General features: G+C 69.6%; 14 protein-coding genes and 3 tRNA genes. 14 read left to right on the forward strand and 3 right to left on the reverse strand.

The annotated features are described in order from the left end of the window. The 6 genes from ACFO0C_RS44925 to ACFO0C_RS44950 all read left to right on the forward strand — a co-directional run. Positions 1-949: winged helix DNA-binding domain-containing protein (locus ACFO0C_RS44925; RefSeq protein WP_378073002.1), on the forward strand; the 949-nt coding region annotated here is incomplete at its 5' end. Between the two features lie 204 nt (positions 950-1,153). Next, complete coding sequence (orn, locus tag ACFO0C_RS44930) at positions 1,154-1,744, forward strand: oligoribonuclease (RefSeq protein WP_378073003.1); 591 nt, start codon at positions 1,154-1,156, stop codon at positions 1,742-1,744. 78 nt (positions 1,745-1,822) lie between these two features. After that, a tRNA-His gene (locus ACFO0C_RS44935) sits at positions 1,823-1,898 on the forward strand. A 190-nt stretch (positions 1,899-2,088) separates the two neighbouring features. Then, the gene (locus ACFO0C_RS44940; protein ID WP_378073004.1) at positions 2,089-3,345 is read left to right on the forward strand and encodes a GH12 family glycosyl hydrolase domain-containing protein; all 1,257 of its coding nucleotides are present in this window, start codon (positions 2,089-2,091) and stop codon (positions 3,343-3,345) included. An 80-nt stretch (positions 3,346-3,425) separates the two neighbouring features. Further along, positions 3,426-3,944, forward strand: coding sequence for a SigE family RNA polymerase sigma factor (locus ACFO0C_RS44945; protein WP_378073005.1), 519 nt, complete (start codon positions 3,426-3,428; stop codon positions 3,942-3,944). Continuing rightward, entirely contained in the window at positions 3,937-4,713 is a 777-nt protein-coding gene (locus tag ACFO0C_RS44950) for a hypothetical protein (protein WP_378073006.1), read from the forward strand. Before ACFO0C_RS44945 ends, ACFO0C_RS44950 begins: the two co-directional genes overlap by 8 nt. A 60-nt stretch (positions 4,714-4,773) precedes the next feature. On the opposite strand, the gene ACFO0C_RS44955 is transcribed toward ACFO0C_RS44950, so the two are convergent. Next, positions 4,774-6,015, reverse strand: a complete 1,242-nt coding sequence (locus ACFO0C_RS44955) for a L,D-transpeptidase (protein ID WP_378073007.1) — start codon at positions 6,013-6,015, stop codon at positions 4,774-4,776. A gap of 142 nt (positions 6,016-6,157) precedes the next feature. Then, entirely contained in the window at positions 6,158-7,375 is a 1,218-nt protein-coding gene (locus ACFO0C_RS44960) for a L,D-transpeptidase (RefSeq protein WP_378073008.1), read from the reverse strand. A 140-nt stretch (positions 7,376-7,515) separates the two neighbouring features. Between ACFO0C_RS44960 and ACFO0C_RS44965 the strand changes: the two genes are divergently transcribed. The 4 genes from ACFO0C_RS44965 to ACFO0C_RS44980 all read left to right on the forward strand — a co-directional run bounded on the left by ACFO0C_RS44965 (position 7,516) and on the right by ACFO0C_RS44980 (position 9,777). Continuing rightward, a tRNA-Lys gene (locus tag ACFO0C_RS44965) sits at positions 7,516-7,588 on the forward strand. Between the two features lie 18 nt (positions 7,589-7,606). Further along, a tRNA-Lys gene (locus ACFO0C_RS44970) sits at positions 7,607-7,679 on the forward strand. Positions 7,680-7,793: 114 nt separating this feature from the next. Next, positions 7,794-9,074 (forward strand): HupE/UreJ family protein, encoded by a 1,281-nt coding sequence (locus ACFO0C_RS44975; RefSeq protein ID WP_378073009.1) that lies wholly within the window; start codon positions 7,794-7,796, stop codon positions 9,072-9,074. A 49-nt stretch (positions 9,075-9,123) separates the two neighbouring features. Beyond that, complete coding sequence (locus ACFO0C_RS44980; RefSeq protein ID WP_378073010.1) at positions 9,124-9,777, forward strand: NADPH-dependent FMN reductase; 654 nt, start codon at positions 9,124-9,126, stop codon at positions 9,775-9,777. On the opposite strand, the gene ACFO0C_RS44985 is transcribed toward ACFO0C_RS44980, so the two are convergent. Further along, positions 9,770-11,329: a sulfatase family protein gene (locus tag ACFO0C_RS44985; RefSeq protein ID WP_378073012.1), complete on the reverse strand. Its 1,560-nt coding sequence runs from the start codon at positions 11,327-11,329 to the stop codon at positions 9,770-9,772. The genes ACFO0C_RS44980 and ACFO0C_RS44985 overlap by 8 nt on opposite strands. 410 nt (positions 11,330-11,739) lie before the next feature. On the opposite strand from ACFO0C_RS44985, the gene ACFO0C_RS44990 reads away from it, so the two are divergent. The 4 genes from ACFO0C_RS44990 to ACFO0C_RS45005 all read left to right on the forward strand — a co-directional run bounded on the left by ACFO0C_RS44990 (position 11,740) and on the right by ACFO0C_RS45005 (position 15,429). After that, on the forward strand, positions 11,740-12,930 hold the full coding sequence (locus tag ACFO0C_RS44990; RefSeq protein WP_378073013.1) for a cytochrome P450 family protein: 1,191 nt from the start codon (positions 11,740-11,742) through the stop codon (positions 12,928-12,930). A gap of 46 nt (positions 12,931-12,976) precedes the next feature. Further along, positions 12,977-13,558 (forward strand): FIMAH domain-containing protein, encoded by a 582-nt coding sequence (locus tag ACFO0C_RS44995; protein ID WP_378073014.1) that lies wholly within the window; start codon positions 12,977-12,979, stop codon positions 13,556-13,558. Between the two features lie 93 nt (positions 13,559-13,651). Continuing rightward, entirely contained in the window at positions 13,652-14,467 is an 816-nt protein-coding gene (locus tag ACFO0C_RS45000; protein ID WP_378073015.1) for a helix-turn-helix transcriptional regulator, read from the forward strand. A 236-nt stretch (positions 14,468-14,703) separates the two neighbouring features. Next, positions 14,704-15,429: an SDR family NAD(P)-dependent oxidoreductase gene (locus tag ACFO0C_RS45005; RefSeq protein WP_378073016.1), complete on the forward strand. Its 726-nt coding sequence runs from the start codon at positions 14,704-14,706 to the stop codon at positions 15,427-15,429. Positions 15,430-17,089: the final 1,660 nt, after the last annotated feature.

Consider the following 17,089-nt stretch of genomic DNA (forward strand, 5'->3'; position numbering starts at 1 on the left):
CAGGCTGTCCGACGATCACGCCAACCGCGTTACACCACTATCAGGGACTCCACTGACCGGGCCGGGCCTCCTGCATGACCGGACCGTGGTGCGCAGCGCCCTGCTCCGCGGCACCCAGCACCTGTGTGCCGGCGACGACTATCACTGGCTGCGCCCGACCCTGCACCCCGCCCTGGAACGGATGGCGGGCCGGGCCGGGCGGCTGGGCGGGTGTGATCCGGAGGCCTTCGACGCGGCCGGCCGGGAGATCATGGCGGAGGGGCCGCTGACCCGCCCGGAGCTGGCCCGGCGCTTGGCGGCACGGTTTCCGGAGGCCGACCTCGGCGAGCTGGCTCTCGTCGTACACCTGCGATTTGCTCTCCTGCACCCGCCGCCGGCCGGGACGTGGGGGCATCGCGGAAGGATCGGATGCGTCCTGGCGGAGGATTGGCTGGGGCGGCCGCTGGCCGCGGCGCCGAGCGCGGAGACGCTGGTGTTGCGCTACCTGGCGGCGTTCGGGCCGGCGTCGGTGAAGGATGTCCAGGTCTGGTCGGGTCTGACCCGCCTGGCGGCGCTGTTCGCGACGTTGCGGCCGCGGCTGCGGGTCTTCCGTGACGAGAACGGCATGGAGTTGTACGACCTCCCGCACGCGCCGATCGAGGAGGCGGACGCCCCGGCCCCGGTGGTGTTCCTGCCCGAGTTCGACAACGCGGTCCTGGGGCATGCCGACCGGTCGCGGATCCTGCATCCGGGTGACCGTCCGCTGGTGATGCCGGGCTGGTCGATCGTGCGCCCGACGGTGCTGGTCGACGGTTTCGTGGCGGCGACCTGGTCGCGGAAGGGTCCGTCGGTGGAGATCGCCCCGTTCCGGCCGCTGGCCCCCGCGGACCGGTCGTCGGTGCAGGAGGAGGCGGAGCGGCTGGTGGGTTTCGTGGCGCCGGGGGAGACGCCGGAGGTCCGCTGGGCATGAAAGGGCCCTCCGTGCTGCCGACACGGAGGGCCCTTTACCGGGGGGAACGGAGTAACCGAAGGGGGGCTTCGTCCGTTAAGTACACTTTACCCGGCATTCGGCGAAGTGGGAAGTCAGGGCAACAAACCGGACAAACAGCACGTTGAGCGACTGCGGCCCGGAACGTGCCGAACAGCGGCGCGTCGCCCGGCGTAGGCTGTCGGCGTGGCGGATCTTCTGGTGTGGATCGACTGTGAGATGACCGGTCTCGACCTGGGCAAGGACAAGCTCATCGAGGTCGCGGCCCTGGTCACCGATCCGGAGCTGAATGTGTTGGGTGAGGGCGTCGATCTGGTGATCCACGCCGATGACGCGGCGCTGGACGCCATGCCCCCCGTGGTGCGCGACATGCATGCCAAGTCGGGGCTCACCGACGAGGTCCGGCGGTCGGCGATCACCATGGCCGAGGCGGAGGAGGCGGTGCTCGCGTACATCAGGGAGTTCGTCCCCAACCCGCGGACCGCGCCGCTCTGTGGCAACTCGATCGCCACCGACCGGGGCTTCCTGGCCCGTGACATGCCGGCGCTCGACGCCCATCTGCACTACCGGATGATCGACGTGTCCTCGATCAAGGAGCTGTGCCGCCGGTGGTACCCGCGGGTCTATTTCGGTCAGCCGGCCAAGGGCCTGTCGCACCGGGCGCTCGCCGACATCAGGGAGAGCATCCGCGAGCTGGAGTACTACCGCCGCACCGTCTTCGTGCCGCAGCCCGGCCCCGATGTGGAGACGGCGAAGGCGGTCGCCGCAGAGCTGTAGGTAACCCGCTCGACGGGTCCCCCGGGGTGGTCGCTATGATTGGGCGGCACCACGGGGTTGGTTACCCGTGATGGCATGGTGGTCGTAGCTCAGCTGGTAGAGCACCGGGTTGTGGTCCCGGGGGTCGCGGGTTCGAGTCCCGTCGATCACCCCATGTGAAAAGCCCCGTCGCGAGACGGGGCTTTTTCGTTTTGTCCCGGAAAGCTGCCGGGAAGTCGGATTTCCTGTGGGCTCGCTCCCATATTGTGGAAAGCCGGAAAATTTCTCGCGAGTGCGCGCAACCTTTTGCCGCTGCCGGGCCACAGGGGTGTGGATCATCCGTCGCCCCCCAGGAGACCCTCCTCATGCTCGCCAAGCGCATCGTCGTACCACTCTCGGTACTGGCCGTCGGCAGCGCGGCCGCCGTCGTCGGTGTCCTCCACGCCGACGCCGCCGAGACCACCGCGTGTTCGGTCACGTACTCCGTCGTCAGCCAGTGGGGCTCGGGGTTCACCGGCGATGTGAAGATCAAGAACACGGGTGGCGCGAACGTCGACGGCTGGAAGCTGGGCTTCGCCTTCCCGTCGGGGCAGACGCTCGCCAGTGGCTGGAACGGCACCTGGACCCAGAGCGGCACCCAGGTCACCGTGACCGACGCCGGCTGGAACAGGACCATCGCGCCGGGCGGCAACGTCACCATCGGCTTCAACGGCGGCTGGACCGGCAGCAACGCGATCCCCAGCGCCTTCACGGTCAACGGGGTGATCTGCGGAGCTGTCTCTCCTGCCGCTTCCCCCACCGTTTCCCCTACCGTGTCGAAGGTGCCCGCGGCTTCCCCGTCGGCTTCGAAGACCGCTTCGGCGTCACCGTCGGCCTCTAAGACGGCCTCCGCCACGCCATCGGCCTCGAAGACCGCTGCCGCCACCACCGGTCCCGAGGACTGCACCGACTTCGCCGCCCTCGTACGCGGCAAGTACTGGGTGAACAACAACGTCTGGGGCAAGGCCGACGGCACCGGTTCGCAGTGCGTCTGGGAGAACGGCCTCAGCGGCGACAGCCTGAGCTGGGGCACCCGCTGGACCTGGGCCGGAGACAACACCAAGGTCAAGTCGTACGCCAGCTCGGTCCTCGGCTGGCACTGGGGCTGGAAGGTGCCCACCGGTACCGGCCTGCCGGTCCAGCTCAGCGCCGGTAAGGCCGTCACCGCCAACTGGAACTTCCAGGTCACCCAGACCACCAGCAACGTGATGAACGTCGCCTACGACCTGTGGCTGCACGACATCGCGAACCCGGACTGGCAGAACAACCCGACCGACGAGGTCATGGTGTGGCTCTACCGGTCGGGTGGGGCGGGCCCGGTCGGCACCAAGCAGGCGACCGTGACCATCGCCGGCACCACCTGGGACCTCTACAAGGGCAACATCGGCTGGGAGGTGTACTCGTTCGTGCGTACCTCCAGCACCTCCGCGGCCACCCTGAACCTGACCGACTTCACCGACGATCTGGTGGCACGCGGATGGCTCGCCAAGACCAAATACCTGTCCAGCGTGCAGGCCGGCACCGAGATCTTCACCGGGTCGGGCCGGCTCGACACCACGGCCTACTCCGTGAAGATCGGCTGATCCCGGTCGCCCCGGGCTCGTCCCCACGGCCCGGAGCGACCGTCGTTCCCCCTAATCCCCTGACGGTCAGGAACGGTCCCTTGCCCGAGCTCGGTAACGAATACGCTTTCCGGCGGTTCTTCGACGACCATCACGCCGACCTGTCCCGGCTCGCCTACCTGGTGACCGGTGACTCGCAGGCCGCCGACGACCTGGCGGCGGACGCGTTCGTGGAGGTGTGGCGGCACTGGGAACGCGTCCAGGCCGCGGACAGCCCGATCGCGTACGCCCGCGGCATCGTGACCAACCTGGCCCGTCAGTGGATCAAGAAGCAGACCCGGGAACGGTCCGGGCTGCTCCGGCTCGGCCTGCTCCGCCGCGAGCGCGGCGAGAGCGACACCTCCGCGGTGCTGGACGTACGGGCCGCCCTGCAGCGTCTTCCGCAGCGGCGCCGGGAGTGCGTCGTCCTGCGGTACGCGTTCGACGTGCCGGAGCGGGAGGTCGCCACGATCCTCGGCATCTCGGTCGGTGCGGTGAAGAGTCACACCTCGCGGGGCGCTGCCCAGTTGAGTGAGTTCCTGCGCGGGATGCCGCTGATGATGGGAGGCCACCATGGCTGAGCGCCCCCAGTCCGACCTGGGCACGGTGCTGCGCCACGAGGCCGAGCGGCACCTGCCGGACACCCGCGTCATGCTCGCCCGGATCGCCCAGGGCCGTGCCGAGCCGGCCCCGAGCCGGTGGGCGCTGTCGTTACGGCCGGTCGCCGCCGCGGCGTCGGTGGTCGCGACCCTGGTGGTCGGGTTCGCCGGGATCAGACTGGCCGGTGACCGGCCGGAACAGGACCGGACACCGGCGGCCACCGAGGGCTCTCCGACGCCGTCACCGGCCACCACCGTGCCGTCCCCGCCCGCCCCCAGCAAGGCGCCACCGCGGGCGGAGACCGGCAAGCCGGGTGCCGACAAGCCGCCGCCCCCGCCGGAGCTCACCCCGAGCTGGCAGCCCGTCGACGGCTTCCTCAGCTCGATCGCGGCCGTCGACTCGCACTCGGTCGGCACCTGGGCGCAGGGCAACGTCACCCTCACCACCAGCCAGACGATCACCTCGCTGGACATGGTGATCAACGTGGCGAGAACCGCCGGGGTCGCGGACGCCGGGAAGTGGACCACCATCCCGGCCGACATGATCACCATGGCGGTGACCGAGGAGAAGGACCGGCTGGTCTACCGGTTCACCCTCAAACAGGGCACCCTCGCGCCCGGCGCCTACGTCTTCGCCGTCCAGTACACCCACGCCGGCGGCGACCGGGACGCCACCGCCGACACCTACGGGGTCCTGGCCGGCGCGGGCACCGAGCGGGCCGTCGTGACCGGAGCCTTCCCGGCGAAGTGAAGGAGGGCGGCTCCCCGGTGATCCGGGGAGCCGCCCTCCGCAAAGCCGGGGGAGGAACCGTCAGTTCAGGTAGCTGCCCTTCTTGAACTCGTCCCAGCTCATGTTCCACACGGTCCAGCCGTTGCCGTTCTTCAGCTTCTCCTCGGTCCCGGAGACGCTGATCACGTCACCCATCATGGTCCGGTCGAAGAGCCACTTGCCCATCGCCTCGGAGACGTTGACACAGCCGTGCGAGACGTTGCGCTTGCCCTGCACACCCTCCGACCACGGCGCGGCGTGGATGAACTGGCCGCTGTACGTGATCCGCTGTGCCCAGTCGATCGGCGTCTTGTAGCCGTTGACCGGGTCCTCGTCGGTGGTGTCGAAGACGGTGTGCGCCGCCTTCTCCATGACGACCATGGTGCCGCTGGAGGACGGGGTGCTCGACTTGCCCAGGCTCACCGGGATCGTCTTGATGACCTTGCCGTCCTGCTTGACGGTCATCTGCTTGTTCTTGTTGGAGACCGTCATGATCATCTCGCGGCCGACGCTCATGTCGACGGTCAGGTTGGACCGGCCGTACCACCCGTCACCGAGCTTCACGCCCTTGAGGTTGACGGCGTAGAAGATCTTGGAGTTGGCCTTCCAGTACACCTTCGGCCGGTACTGCACCTCGGTCGCGCTGATCCAGCGCCACGCGCCCTCCTGAGCGGGGGTCGCGGTGACGACCATCCGGCGCTCCACCTCGGCCCGGTACTTCTCCGGAATGGACCGGCCGAATTTCATGATCAGCGGCATGCCGACGCCGACCTTCTGGCCGTCGGCCAGGAAGCTGGTCACCCGCACCAGGTTCGACGGCTCCTTCATGGTCGTGAAGGAGCTGGTGACGCTGTTGGTCTTGCCCTCGGCGCTCGGGGTGCTGACGCTCACCGTGTACTTCGTGTTCCACGCCAGACCCGACGTCGGACGCCAGACGTTGCCGTCCTTGTCGGCGGTGCCCTTGACCTCGTCGCCCTTGGCGTTCGTCACCTTGACCTCGGTGTTGGCCGGGTCCTCGCTGGTGTATTTGACCTCGGACCAGAGCTCGACACTCTTCGCGTCGGCCGCGGGAGAGGTCACCGCGACGGTGCTCAGCGTCGGCTCGGCAGCGGGACCCTGCGACGCCGTCGTCCCCTCGGGAGTGTTGCCACCACCCTGCCAGGAGGGCGAGTCGTCACCGCTGCACGCGGTGGTCAGCAGAAGAGTGCCCGCGAGCACCGCGGCCACCGCGAGGCGCAGGCGCCCCCGGCCACGGGATCGCTCCGCCGACCGATTTGCATCCATCTCCATGGTCCCCTCACGGCGTCGTTCTCCCCGGCGCCCAATAGTGCTCCAAAATCAGCGTCGCACCAATCCCGGTTTCGTGCCGTGACCGGCCTTACGCCATCGATGTACCCCGCCGGGGAGAAGAAACCACGAGAAGAACTCAGAGGGCGCTGCCCTCCTTGAACTTCTCCCAGCTCACGTCCCATGGCGTCCAGCCGTTGCCGTAGTCCAGCTCGTCCCCGGTGCCCTTCACGACGACCGGGTCGCCGATCAGCGTCTTCTCGAAGAGCCAGCGCGCGTTCGACGGGGAGACATTGACACATCCGTGTGACACATTCGTGCGTCCCTGTGAACCGGTCGACCACGGAGCCGAATGGATGTACTGACCGCTCCAGGTCAGTCGCTGCGCGTACTCGATGTCGGTGCGGTAACCGGCGGCACCGTCGGTGTCGGTGGTGTCGAAGACGGTCGCCGCCTTCTTCTCCATCACCACCATGTGACCGCTGGACGACGGGGTGCTCTTCTTGCCCAGGCTCACCGGGATCGTCTTCACCGTCTGACCGTCGCGCACCACCGTCATCTTCTTCGACGCGTTGTCGACGTTCATCTCGAACTTGCGCCCGATCTTCACCGTCGCCGAGCGGTCCTGGTCGCCGTAGCGGCCACCGCCGGTGGGCAGGCCGCCGACCGCGATCCGGACCTTCATCGTGGTGCCGGTCTGCCAGTACTCCGGCGCCCGGTAGTAGGCCTGCGTCCCGGCCGCCGTCCACGACCAGACACCGGGCTGGGCCGGGGAGGTCTCGACGAACATCCGCTTCTGCACCGCGGCCCGGTCCGCCTTCTTGATGCCCGGGTTGAACTCGACGACGACCGGCATCGCCACGCCGTAGGTGTTGCCGTCGAACAGGTAGAGCCCGGTCCCGGTCTCCCGGCCGGGCGCGCCCATCGTGGTGAACGACGTGGTCGCGGTGGTGGTCGTACCGTCCGTCCCGGTGGCGACGACCTTCGCGGCGTACTTCTGCCTGGTCTTGAGGGGCTTGGCCGGAACCCAGGCCGACTTGTCCTCGCGCAGCGTCCCGGCGACCGCCTTGCCCTTGGCGTCGGTGAGCGTGACCGAGGACACCTCCCCGCCGCTGACCTTGAGCCCGATCTCGGCGCTGACCGGCACGTCCTTCTTGTTCGCGGCCGGCGTGATGGCCAGCGTCGCCGGCTGGGCGGCAGTGGTGCTCTCGGTCACCGGGGCCGACGCGCCGGTGCTGGCGCCGGTGGACGCGGCCGGTTCGGCGAAGGCGGGATCTGTCTCGTCGCTGCACGCGGCGAGGGGCGCGATCAGGCCAATCGCCAAGATCGCCGCGAGGGAGCGGCGGAGGTCAACCATCGTGGGGGCCCCGTTCTTGAGTTCTCAGCGCAGACATACTGACGCATGGACGCAAGCCACGGGTCCTCCTTCCGGGGGTTAGCGGCCGATTTCAAGGATCTTCCCAGCCCGTGCTAACGTTTTCCTCGTTGCACGGCAGAGCGCTGCTAGCTCAACTGGCAGAGCAGCGGACTCTTAATCCGCGGGTTGTAGGTTCGAGTCCTACGCGGCGCACTCTTCCGGCCAACACTGGCGCTGCTAGCTCAACTGGCAGAGCAGCGGACTCTTAATCCGCGGGTTGTAGGTTCGAGTCCTACGCGGCGCACAGCTTCATGAGGCCCCACCCTGATCCGGGTGGGGCCTCATTGCTTTCTGTGACTTGCTGTGAAGACGGCCCGGGCTCTGTCTGCCGACGATTTTGTTGACAATCATGGTGCCGGTGAGACGGATTGCAGCGCTTCTGGCCGTACCCCTGCTGGTCTTCCTCGGTGCGAAGCCCGCCGCGGCCCACCCGATGCCGCACTCGGTGGTCGTGCTCGACGTGCACGAGGCATCGGTCACCGCGTCACTGGAACTGCCCGTCGGCGACCTGGCCACGGGCGCCGGGTTCGCGGTGGACCTGCCGGCCCGGGCCGACGCGCTGCGGGACTATCTCGCCGGGCATTTCCGGCCGGCCGGAGCGGACGGCCGCGCCTGGACGGTGACCGTCGGTGACCCGGAGCTGACCCGGGCGGAACAGACGTCGACCGGGCCCTACCAAGAGGTCAGGGTCGAGATCGAGCTCACTCCGCCGGTCGGGGGTGATGTGCGGCACTTCACGCTCGGCTACGACGTCATCGTGCACAAGGTCGTGACGCACACCACACTCGTCTCGGTCCGGCAGGACTGGGCGGCCGGCCGGATCACCGAGGGTGACACCGTCGAGCAGGTCGGTGTCATCGCGATCGACAACCGGACGATGACCGTGCCGCAGCTCACCGTCGACCTCGGCACGGGCAGTTCCCGGCAGGGCCTCCTGGCCATGCTCAAGCTCGGTGGCCTGCACATCCTGGAAGGCACCGACCACCTGTTGTTCCTGCTGATCCTGCTGCTCCCGGCCCCGCTGACGGCGGCACGCGGCCGGTGGAGCGGCTTGGCGGGCGGACGCCGGGCGGTCCGCCGGATCGGCGGGATCACGCTGGCCTTCACCCTGGGTCACTCCGCGGCGCTCGTGCTCAGCGCGCTGACCCGGGTGGAGATCCCGGCGCGGCCGGTCGAGGTGTTCATCGCGGTGAGCATCCTGATCGGTGCGGCACACGCGGTGCGCCCCCTTTTCCCCGGCCGCGAGGCGCTGGTCGCCGGCCTGTTCGGGCTCGGGCACGGCATGGCGTTCTCGCTCACCCTGGCCGACCTGCGCCTGTCCACCGGGCAGCTGGCGCTCAGCCTGCTCGGCTTCAACCTCGGGATCGAGCTGGTCCAGTTGCTGCTCGTGGCACTGGCGCTGCCGGCCCTGCTGGCACTGGCCGGTCTCCCGGTGGGGCGGTGGCTGCGGATCGGCGGGGCGGTGCTGACCGGGGCCGCCGCGGTGGGCTGGATGCTGGACCGGCTCGGGGTGCCCAACCCGGTCGCCGGCGCCGCCGACGCGGTCGGCGCGAACCACACGTCGATGCTGGTGGTTCTCGCGATCACGGCGGTGGCCGGCGCCGGGTGGTTGATTCGTCGGAAACCGGCCACAACGTAAGCCTTCCGGGCGTCCGGGACCGGCCCCGCGGGGTCGTATCGTCGGCGGCATGACCCGCGTCCTGCTGATCTCCGGGAGCACCCTGACCGGCTCCCTGCACACGGCCGCCCTGCGCACGGCGGCCCGGTTCGCCCCGCAGGAGATCACCGCGGCCCTCTACGAGGACCTGCGCGAGCTGCCGGCGTTCGTGCCCGGCGAGACCCCGCAGGGCGCGGTCGCCGAGCTGCGCGCCATGGTCGACGCGGCGGACGCCCTGCTGTTCAGCACCCCGGAGTACGCGGGCTCGCTCCCCGGCAGCCTGAAGAACCTGCTCGACTGGCTGATCGACGGCGGCGAGCTGGGTGGCAAGCCGGCCGCCTGGCTGTCCGTGGTCCGCCCCGGCGTCGACGAGGGCGCGCGCACCGGCCTGGAGGCGGTGCTCGAGCACGGCGGCGCCCGCCTGCTGCGTCCGGCCTGCATCCGCCTGCCGCTGGAGATGGCCTCGATCGACGGCGCCGGCATCATCACCGACGGCCGTCTGCACGTGGCGCTCCAGGACATGCTGGAGGCGCTGGTGCGTGCCCTCGCCGAGGCCCGCCCGCGCCCGCAGCCGTCGTGGCAGGCGCACTCCAGCGTCTACCCGGTGGTGCGGCGCCCGGACGGGTCCGGCGGATCGCCGTTCGGTCACGCGAGCGGGCAGAGCGCGCCGAAATGGCTCAGCTGACCGTCCGCGACGCGCTCCAGCAGGCGTCCGCGCCGACACAGGTGGCCATCCCACGGACCGCGGACCGTAGCTCGGCGAGCCGCTCCTCGCTCAGCGTCCCGGCCACATTCTTGATCATTTCGGGGTCGGTGGTGCGGTCGAAGTACTCGACGGTCCCGTCCACGTACTCGATGAAGGTGAACGTGCCGGTGCGCAGCGCGTCGTAGGACGGCGGGATGTTCGCACTGTCCCTCTCGAAGTCCGGGTCCTTCGGATCGGTCGCCGGATCGTGGTGCTCGATCAGCGTGCCGTGGCGCCACTGTGCCGGGGAATCACCGGAGAGCAGCGGCGTGATGCTGCGCCCGTCGGCCTCCGGCGGCGCCGGCAGCCCGGCCCAGTCGGCGAAGGTGGGCCGCAGGTCGATGTTGGCCACCACCTCGCTGGCGTTGCGGGTGGCACTGACACCCGGGCCGGCGACCACGAGCGGCACGTTCACATCGGTGTCGAAGGCGGTCTGCTTGCCGGACGGCAGCGAGTACTCGCCCATGTGATAGCCGTTGTCCGAAGTGAAGATCACCATCGTACGGTCGGCCACGCCCGCCTTGGCCAGAGTGGACCGCAGGCGGCCGATCATCCGGTCCACCGACTGCACGGACTGGACCCGCAGCCGGAACTCCTGGTCCAGCCGCTGCTTCTGGGCCTTCGTCAGTCTCGGCTTGGTGGCCAGCCAGGTGGAGTTCTCCGGCGCCCGGTCCCACGCCGCCGTCCGGGGCGCCCGCAACCCGGGGAACAGGTTCGCGTCCCGGGGCGCCGGCGTGTACGGGTGGTGCGGCGCATAGGTGGAGACCTCGATCATGAACGGCTTGCCGCTCGACGCCGTGGTGCTGATGAAATCCGCCGCCTTGCCCGCCAGCACGTCGGTCAGGTAGTCCTTCGGCTTCGAGCCGTACGTGACGACCCGGCCGTTCTCGTTCAGCTTGTAGTCGAAGTTGTCGTAGGCGTTGCCACCGACGAACCACTGGTCCCAGCCCGGCGGCACGTACGGCTTGGTGCCGCCCATCCTGATCCCCGGCTGGTACTCGTTCAGGTACTTGCCGAGAAAGGCCGTCCGGTAACCGGCACCCTGGAGATCGGTGGCGAAGGTGGACCGTTCCTGGTCCCGGCTGTGGAATAGCAGGAAGCCACCGTCCGACCCGTGGTTCTTCACGATCCCGGTGTTGTGCGGGAACTGGCCTTTGAGCAGTGACGCCCGCGACGGGCAGCAGAGCGAGTCGGTGACCGTGTAGTTGGAGAACGAGGTGCCGTCCTGCTGGAGCTTGCGCACCTGCGGCATGTACTGCACGAGGTTCATCGACAGGTCGTCGACCAGCACGAGGACGATGTTCGGCCGGGTGGAGGCGGTCGAACCGGCGGGCGGCGCGGAGACGGTGGTCTCCACGGCCGGCGCCGACGACGTGTGCGTGCCGGGCTTGGCGGCGGCGGCCGTACCGGGCGGTGTGGAACCAGCGCTGCATCCGGCCATGACCAGCATTGTCGCGACGGCGGCGGTGTACCCGAGGGTGCGGAAGCTCATGGTGGCGCGGCTACTCCATCGGTGAGAAGGTCCCCAGGAGGGTAGTCGGCGCAGGCTCACCTCAGTTTTGGAGGATGCTTACCTCTCGCACAGATGATCATTAAGAAAGTCTGAACGGGCACCGGTCGGCGGCCGGTCCGGCGGATAGTGGACGCCTTCCCTGGAGGTGATCCATGCCAGTGGCCGATTCCGCGCAGCCCCGGGCGTACATCGTGATCGTCGTCGCCTCGGCGGAGCCGCGACCGCGCCGGCTCCGGCGACCCACCGCGCGCCGCCCGCATCTGCCGATCCGCCCGCCCCGGTCGCCGCGGGCGCCGCGGAGGCGCCCGGCCTGAACGCCGGAGGGGCCCTCCGGGAACCGTATCGACGGGTATCGTCGGAATCCGGTTCCCGGCGGCCCGGAGGGCTTGATGACGCAGGATCTCCAGATCGACTTCACCGACCCGGCGTTCCAGAACGACCCCCATCCGGTCTATGCGCGGATGCGCGCCACCGGGCCGGTCCGCCGGGTGCGACTGCCCAGCGGCCTCAACGCCTGGCTGGTCACCCGATATGACGACGCCCGGCGTGCGCTGTCAGACCCGCGACTGTCCAAGTCGATGATCGCGATGGGCTCGTCGACGGCCGGGCAGCCGAGCCTCACCGCGGCGATCTCCCGGCACATGCTCTCCGCCGACCCGCCCGACCACACCCGCCTGCGCCGTCTCGTCTCGGCGGCGTTCACCGCCCGCCGCATCGAGGGCCTCCGGCCGCGGATCGAGGAGATCACCACCGAGCTCCTGGACGCTCTGCGGGGCGAGCGGGAGGCCGACCTGATCGACGCCTTCGCCTTCCCGCTGCCGATCCAGGTGATCTGCGAGCTGCTCGGCGTCCCCGCCGAGGATCAGAACGCGTTCCGGGAGTGGTCCAATGTGATCGTCTCCGGCGCGCTGGCCGGTGACCGGCTGGCCCCGGCGATCACCGCAATGATCGAGTACATCTCCGCCCTCCTGGCCGACCGCCGCGAACACGGCGGCGACGACCTGCTCACCGGTCTCATCCAGGTGCGCGAGGAGGGCGACCGGCTCTCCGCCGAGGAACTGTCCTCGATGGTCTTCCTGCTGCTCATCGCCGGCCACGAGACGACGGTGAACCTGATCGGCAACGGGACGTGGCTGCTGCTGCGCGACCGGGAGCAGTGGGAGCGGCTGCGCGCCGACCGGTCGCTGCTGCCCACCGCGATCGAGGAGTTCCTGCGGTTCGAGGGGCCGGTCGAGACCTCGACGTTCCGGGTCGCCACCGAGCGGCTGGAGATCGGCGGCGTCACCATCGAGGCCGGCGACCCGGTCGTCGTCGTCCTGCTGTCGGCCAACCGTGACGACGACCGTTTCCCCGGAGCCGGCGACCTGCGCCTGGACCGGCCCAACAACGCCCACCTGGCGTTCGGGCACGGCATCCACTACTGCCTCGGCGCGCCACTGGCCCGGCTGGAGGCGCAGATCGCGTTCTCCGCCCTGCTGGACCGGTTCCCCGGCCTGCGGCTCGCCACCGACCCGGACGAGCTGGCCTGGCGTCCCGGCACCCTGCTGCGCGGCCTGCACCGGTTGCCCGTCCTGCTGTGAGTCGACCCCGCGCCGGCCGGGAGTTTGACCTGGCATGATGTCGGCCGTGCCGGAGCCTCACGAACTTCACCAGCCGACCGCTCAGTTGCCGGTGGTCGAGCCGCGCGGTGTGTACCGGGCGGCCAACCACCGGCGCACCGCCCTGCTCGCCGCCGGTGGCGCCGCGGTCGTGCTGCTCCTGCTGACGGTGTGGCTGTTCTCCGGCGACGACGAACCGGTGCCGGTCGCGGCGCCCCCGTCGCCGGCGGTGACGGAGACGAGCGCGTCCCCGGAGCCCGAGTCGACCAGCGAGCCGGCCGAGGAGTCCGCGGCGCCCGAGCCGACCGTGACCACGGCACCGGCCACCCGCCCGGCCCAGCCCGGCGAGCTGATCACCGGACTGGCCGGTGTGATCGGCGTGCTGGAGGACGAGGACGAGCTGGACGACGACGGGGCCGAGGCCCTGACCCGGCGGCTCGAACAGGCCGCCGACCGGCTCGCCCGCGGTGACACCCGGGGCACCACCCGCAAAATCGACGAGTTCACTCGCAAGCTCCGTGACCTGCGCAAGGACGACGACATCAGCGGCGACGCGTTCGAGCTGCTCAGTCAGGGCGCCGCGCAGATCAGGGCGGCGCTGCGGGGCTGACCCGCGTCCAGGGATCAGTTGTCCCGGGATGTGTTCGGCCTTCATCCGGCCGGCCCGGCGGGTCAAGCTTGATCCGTCGGAGGGGGCAGTGACATGGACCGGGCACAACTCGCGGATTTCCTCCGCACACGGCGCGAGGCGCTACGGCCGGAGGACGTCGGCCTGCCTCGCGGACCCCGGCGGCGTACCGGCGGCCTGCGCCGCGAGGAGGTCGCCGCCCTGGCCGGGATGTCGGCCGACTACTACGGGCGGATCGAGCAGCAGCGCGGTCCGGCACCCTCCGAGCAGATGATCGCGGCCTTGGCCCGGGCACTGCACCTGAGCCTGGCCGAGCGGGATCACCTGTTCCGCCTGGGCGGGCACCCGGCGCCGCAGCGGGTCTCCCGGGACGACCACATCGGGCCGGGGATGATGCGCATCCTCGACCGGCTCGGCGACACCCCGGCCATGGTCATTTCACGGTACGGCGAGACGCTCCTCCAGACAGCCCCGGCCGTCGCCCTGGTCGGTGACGAGACCCGGTTCACCGGGCTGGCCCGCAGCGCGTGGTACCGCTGGTTCACCGACCCGGAGTCCCGGCGGCTCTACCCGGCCGACCACCACGAGCGGCAGGGCCGGATCTTCGCGGCCCAGTTGCGTGGCGCCTACGCGGCGGCACCGGAGAGCCGGGCCGGGGAGATCGTGGCCGCGCTGCTGGCCGACGGCGAGTTCGCGGCGATCTGGGCCGAACACGAGATCGGCCTGGCCCACACCGACCGCAAGACGCTGCTGCACGCCGAACTCGGCCCGCTCGACCTCTACTGCCAGACCCTGCACGACCCGGACCAGCTCCAGACGCTGCTGGTCTTCACCGCGGCGCCCGGCTCACCCAGTCACGAGAAGCTCCAGCTACTCGCCGCCGTCGCCTGAACGACTTCTTCCCCGGTCGTCTGAACGACCTCGTTTCCCGTCGCGTGAACGCCTCTTCTCCGGTCGTCTGAACGACCTCGTCTCCCGTCGCGTGAACGCCTCTTCTCCGGTCGTCTGAACGACCTCGTCTCCCGTCGCGTGAACGCCTCTTCTCCCGTCGTCTGAACGACCGCTTCTCCAGTCGCCCGAATGACCCCTTCTCCAGTCGTCTGAACGCCTCTTCTCCAGGAGTGGAAATGCCAAGAATCGCACTGATCACCGGCGGCAACCGCGGACTCGGGCGAGCCACCGCCCAGGCCCTGATCGACACCGGCATCGAAGTGATCTACACCCATCGTGGTGACCCGGGCGAGAAGATCGACGCCGTCGCGCTCCCGCTCAACGTCGGTGACCTCGGCTCGTACGCCGGCTTTGAAACCGAGTTGCGAGGTGTGCTCGCCGACCGTTTCGGCCGCACCGACTTCGATTACCTGATCAACAACGCCGGCGTGGGTCACGCCGGCAAGATCGCCGACACCTCGGTCGAGGCCTTCGACGAGATGCTCGACGTGCACTTCCGTGGCGTCTTCTTCCTGACCCAGAGGCTGCTGCCGCTGATCGCCGACGGCGGGCGGATCGTCAACCTCTCCACCGGTCTGGCCCGGTTCACCGGCGAGGGCGTCTATGCGGCGTACGCCTCGATGAAGGGCGCCGTCGAGGTGTTCACCCGGTACCTGGCCAAGGAGGTCGGCCCGCGTGGCATCACCGCGAACGTGGTGGCACCCGGACCCGCCGCCACCGACTTCGGCGGCGGAGCCCTACGCGACAACGAGCAGGTCCGTGCCCACATCGGCGGTGTCACCGCGCTCGGCCGGGTCGGCGAGCCGGAGGAGATCGCCGGAGTGATCGCGGCGATGCTCGGCCCCGGCACCGGCTGGGTCACCGGCCAGCGGATCGAGGCCTCCGGCGGCATGCTCCTCTGAGTCTTCACCACCGGTGGTTGATCACGCGGGGGCGTGAAACCGGCGGTCCGGTCACGGTTGTCGCTGGTCGGGGTGAGGAGGGCGGCCTGGTGTGCGAACGACTTCTCGGTGGGAGTGTCCTGTCGTCACCCGGAGCCGGATGCGGGTGCCGTCACCGCCCTCCTGGGGGCGGTGATCGCACCCAGACCCGATGACGGGTGCGTCTGGCGTCCTGTTGAGGGAGGGTGCGTGTGCCCGGTCGGGCGTTGGGTGCGTCTGGCGTCCTGTTGAGGGAGGGTGCGTGTGCCCGGTCGGGCGTTGGGTGCGTCTGGCGTCCTGTTGAGGGAGGGTGCGTGTCCCCGGTCGGGCGTTGGGTGCGTCTGGCGTCCTGTTGAGGGAGGGCACGTGTAGCCGGTCCGGCAATGGGTGCGCTCGGCGTCCTGTTGAGGGACGGCACGTGTACCCGGCCCGGCAGCGGGTGTTCCAGACGGTCGTCGTCATGGGGGCGGTCCTTGACGAGTCGACCTGAACAGACAGAATGCGAGATTCGCCGCTGAACGCCTGCCCCTACCACTGAGTCTTCACCACCGGCGGTTGATCACGCGGAGCCTGGAACCCCCGCGTCATCGCCGCGGTTGTCGCCGGTCGGGGTGACGAGAATGGCCTGGCATGTCACGACGCCTCACCATCGGGGATGGCGAGTGCGGCTGCTGGGACGCCCCCTTCCCCGCCGACCCATCCGCAGTATCACCGCCCCGACCCGGATCTGGTCCGCCGGGCAGCTTCCTGTGTCCACAGTCAGGGTCGGTTTCCGGTCAGACCGCCCGCGATTCCGGGGTTCGGCAACACCGCCTCGGGTGATCGATATCAGCATGGACCGCATGTATGTAATCGATGGTCACCCTGCTCCGTCGGGCTGAGCGTCCCATGGTCATCGGACGCCTTGCTTGTGCGGTGACCACCGACATTAACCGGGTTTGACCTGGCCAATCTTGACCGGTTGACCACCGGAAGCGGTGGTGAATCGGTCAAGATCCGGCAGGCCGATCGCTGCGGGCGTTCGCGGTCACCGCACCGGGTGCGATCGACTGCCATCCAGCCCCGATACTCAGGCGCCCACCGATCCCACCGACCGCCCGCAATCGAGTTGATCCGCGCGCAACCGAGTTGATCCGCCGGTAACCGTGTCGATCAGCTGGTAACCGCGTCGATAAGCCGGTAAACGGGTTGATACGCCGGTAAACGGTCTATCGCCCGTAACCGAGGCGGTCTGCACAGGTATGCCCCGCAAAGCGGGATTTAGACGGGTATCGGCCGCTACGGACGGGCGTTATCGCTGTCAGTGGTCCTGACGGGTGATCGGCCGATCGATGCCGTAGCGGTGGGCGTGCCGCATGGCAGTCGATCACCGCACCGGTTTCTGGTGCCGGAATGATCCGCTTTCGGGCGCAGCAGCCGTCGCCCGCGCTTGCCGCTCACCCCCTGGCGGGCCGGCGGGGAGTGGGAGGTGTGCGGAGCCCGGGAGGCCCGGCGGGGAGTGGGAGGTGTGCGGCGGAGCGTGGGAGGCACGGCGGAGCGTGGGAGGTGCGGCGGGGAGTGGGAGGTGTGCGGAGCCTGGCAGGCCCGGCGGGGCGTGGGAGGTGCGGCGGGGCGTGGGAGGCACGGCTGAGCGTGGGAGGTG

It is taken from the genome of Actinoplanes subglobosus, assembly GCF_042650585.1.
Taxonomy (GTDB): Bacteria; Actinomycetota; Actinomycetes; order Mycobacteriales; family Micromonosporaceae; genus Actinoplanes; species Actinoplanes subglobosus.